Genomic DNA, 3159 nt, shown 5'->3' on the forward strand with positions numbered 1-3159 from the left:
CCGTTTCCCAAACGGAGCCCAAGGAGGTCAACTTGACGGATAAAACTGAGCGTAAGGCTCCAGGACGTAAAAACACGTCTGCAGCAGAAGTACTTAAAGACATTCGTTTCTACCTTCGCCCGACAAAAGCTGTTAATGAGCAATACGCTGCTGACAAACTCAGCAAGTTGCAGGGTGAAACCCAAGATCACATGCGCCAGTTTTCTCTTGCAGGTCTGGCGCTCGCTGAAGTCGATAGCCGACTGCCAGCAGTTTTGGCTTCAATGCTCAAGCCGGGAGTAACTGGTACAGAGATTGAAGCGGTTCTTAGAGCTTTCCTCAGCATGGACCTATCGCTACAACCACAAGTAGTAAAATCCGAAGAGTCTTCCAAAACGATCGGCTCTGCCAGGAACCTACGCAACATGCTCCCAGACTAACCTCCAGCAGCTCGTCCAAGGGATGCTCCCACATATGAGTAAAAGATTATATGATTACAAAATCATATAATCTTTTTATTCCATGCACACATGATTCCATGTTGCTTTGCTCATGCTCGCCGATTAATATTCACACATACAGTGTGATTATGTATGCAAACACTCAAATGATTACATAATCATATAGTCAAACAATCATGTGAGGGTGTATGGCTAAGATTATCGCGATTCTGAATGGGAAGGGCGGTGTAGGTAAAACGACGTCGACTATCAACATTGCTACGGCTATCCAGCGCAAAGGGTTCTCTGTTGCCGTCGTAGATACTGATCCCCAGGGGAGCATCAGTAACTGGTTCGATGAAGAGAAGTGTGCATTTGACCTGACCGAAGCGGCCAGTGAGAAAGAGGTCTACCAGGTACGCAAATCCTTAAAATCATATGATTATGTAATCATTGACGGTGCAGCCGCTATCTCCGCCATTTCTTCTGCAGCGGTAATGGTTTCAGATCTGGTCGTTATCCCTGTGACCCCATCGCCACTGGACTTTGCTGCATGCGGTGCAATTCTGGCAGTTATTGAGGCTCGTCAGGACTTACAACCGGTGGAAGCTCGCTTCCTCATCACCAAGAAAATTCCGCACAGCAAAATGCTTGCTGTCCTGAAAGACTCGATCGAAGACACTGGCGTACCAGCCTTCAGAACGTCTATCTCTCAGCGTCAGGCTTACGTAAAAGTTATGCTCGATGGCAGTACCGTATTCGATACGGATGACGGAGCAGCAAAAGGTGAGATTGATGTACTGACGAACGAAATTCTGGAGATTACTGCATGAGCAAGCCCGCTATGAAAATGAAACTTGGCCAGAACCGTGCCACGCCAGCCGCCGTTGACGCCGTAATGAAGCCGTCAGTCATCACTAAACGACTGCAGATGAACATCCCTGAAGATCTCCATAAGGAGTTCAAGAAGGCTTGCGTCGATGATGACGTTGAAATGACGGACGTTGTCACTCAACTGGTAAGGGACTGGCTGAAGGACAGGGCATAAACATATGCTCACATGAGTACATGAGTACATGAGTATTTAATCATAGAATTCTAGTATGTTATGACTTTGAAATGACGGACGTCGTAACTAAGTTGGTAAGGGACTGGCTGAAAGGCAGGGCATAAAACATAATCTCACAAACACATAATCATTTGATTATTGGATTATAGAATTCCTGAATCTTATGCTGTTAAGATAAAACAAAAGCCCCGACTAGCGGGGCTTCTGTTTATTCGTCTTGGGCTTCGAATAATTCTTCTATCGATTTGGTTGGATAGAAGAGGGCGTTACTATTTTCGCGCTTGAGCAGGATGAAGCCAAGGCCAAGGTAGAAATTTTTGGCGTCGTCGCTGAGAGCTTCAACAAACATTCCATGTATTCCTACTGCCTGGGATGCGTGATACACAACCTTCATGGCATGTGTTACAAGCGTTTCTCCATACCCTTGACGTTGAATGCTATTGTCAATTGCCAAACGCCCCAGCGTTACACTGGGAACGTTTTTATAGGGCACACGTTTTTGCTGAGTCTTACCAGGGAAATACTCCTTTTCGAAACAGCTACCGGACAATGTGTAGTACCCCATAACACGAGGTTTTTCCTCTCTCGCGACGAACACATAGCGACGCGCACCGATAAAGGTATTCTCCTGGCCGAAGAACTGCTGGTCTGGCTCCGGAAGAACAACGTGATAATCCCCGCGATTGATGTCGTGGAGCGTACCTGTGCGGAGGCCATGGCTGGCGGCGATAAAATCGTATTTCAGACCCTGAATGCCCCGTTAACTCCGGCTCACAGGGATGCTCTGGATCGTTTACTTGAGTCATCAGACAATCAGCCTTCCAGGCTGACATGGCTTCTGCAACCGCCGGGTAAAATCAATGGTAAGAACGTGCTGCAACACCTTGATCGGCTCAGCAGCATTGAATCGCTGGAATTGCCTGAAGGTATAGATCGTACCATTCACCAGAACCGGTTGCTGAAACTGGCGCGGGAAGGCCGAAAGATGAGTAGCCGGGATTTGACCCGATTTTCAGCAGCCCGCCGTCATGCAATCCTGGTCTGCGTGCTGGAAGAAGCCAGAGCCACACTGACAGACGAAGTGATTGAGCTGCATGAGCGAATGCTGAACAGCCTGTTCAGCAAAGCCAAAAGAACACAGGCTGAGCGCCTTCAGCAGACCGGAAAGCTGATCCAGTCCAAACTGAGGCAGTACATCGATGTCGGTCTGGCGCTGTCTGATGCCCGCGATTCCGGTGGCGATCCATGGCTCGCAATAGAAAACATACTCCCGTGGCCCGAATTTGTCGCCAGTCTGGAGGAAACACGCCATCTCGCCAGAAAAAATAATTTTGACCCGCTGCATATTATTACTGAGAAATACAGCACATTACGGAAATATGCCCCGCGCATGTTGTCTGCTTTACAGTTAGTCGCAACCCCGGCAGCACAACCTCTGGCTGATGCGCTGGTTGTGATCAAGGATATGTACCGGAAGCAGTCACGTAAAGTTCCGGCGACAGCGCCGCTTGAGTTTGTCCCTGAAAGCTGGCGCAAGGTGGTGATTACACCTGCGGGTATTGACCGACAGTACTATGAATTTTGTGCGCTCAGCAAGCTTAAGGGAGCGCTGCGTTCCGGGGACATCTGGGTTAAAGGCTCACGCCGCTAGGTCGAGTCCGTCAAGGTGGT

The 3159-nt window shown here is 48.7% G+C and carries 4 protein-coding genes and 1 pseudogene; 4 read left to right on the forward strand and 1 reads right to left on the reverse strand.

Features of this window, described 5'->3' with window-relative positions; translation table 11 throughout:
• From UTM25_RS22445 to UTM25_RS22455, 3 genes are all read left to right on the forward strand, one after another.
• Positions 1 to 419, forward strand: a 419-nt coding sequence (locus UTM25_RS22445) for a plasmid partitioning/stability family protein (RefSeq protein WP_320715390.1), incomplete at its 5' end; no start/stop codon positions are given.
• A 209-nt stretch (positions 420 to 628) separates the two neighbouring features.
• On the forward strand, positions 629 to 1252 hold the full coding sequence (gene parA / locus UTM25_RS22450; RefSeq protein ID WP_032639997.1) for a ParA family partition ATPase: 624 nt from the start codon (positions 629 to 631) through the stop codon (positions 1250 to 1252).
• Positions 1253 to 1263: 11 nt separating this feature from the next.
• Positions 1264 to 1467, forward strand: a complete 204-nt coding sequence (locus UTM25_RS22455) for a plasmid partition protein ParG (protein WP_089601017.1) — start codon at positions 1264 to 1266, stop codon at positions 1465 to 1467.
• Positions 1468 to 1696: 229 nt separating this feature from the next.
• Here the strand turns inward: UTM25_RS22455 and UTM25_RS22460 are convergent, their stop codons facing one another.
• Complete coding sequence (locus tag UTM25_RS22460) at positions 1697 to 2176, reverse strand: GNAT family N-acetyltransferase (protein ID WP_242436456.1); 480 nt, start codon at positions 2174 to 2176, stop codon at positions 1697 to 1699.
• On the opposite strand from UTM25_RS22460, the pseudogene UTM25_RS22465 reads away from it, so the two are divergent.
• A pseudogene (locus tag UTM25_RS22465) lies at positions 2087 to 3136 on the forward strand (DUF4158 domain-containing protein); the annotation flags it as partial. The gene UTM25_RS22460 and the pseudogene UTM25_RS22465 overlap by 90 nt on opposite strands.
• Positions 3137 to 3159 lie beyond the last annotated feature (23 nt).

Origin of the sequence: Enterobacter sp. 61D5, from assembly GCF_034107965.1 — a bacterium.
Lineage (GTDB): Bacteria > Pseudomonadota > Gammaproteobacteria > Enterobacterales > Enterobacteriaceae > Enterobacter > Enterobacter cloacae_M.

Excerpts from the sequence above, each read along its gene's own strand:
- parA (WP_032639997.1), top strand. The coding sequence starts at position 629 with ATGGCTAAGATTATCGCGATTCTGAATGGGAAGGGCGGTGTAGGTAAA.
- UTM25_RS22455 (WP_089601017.1), top strand. The coding sequence starts at position 1,264 with ATGAAAATGAAACTTGGCCAGAACCGTGCCACGCCAGCCGCCGTTGAC.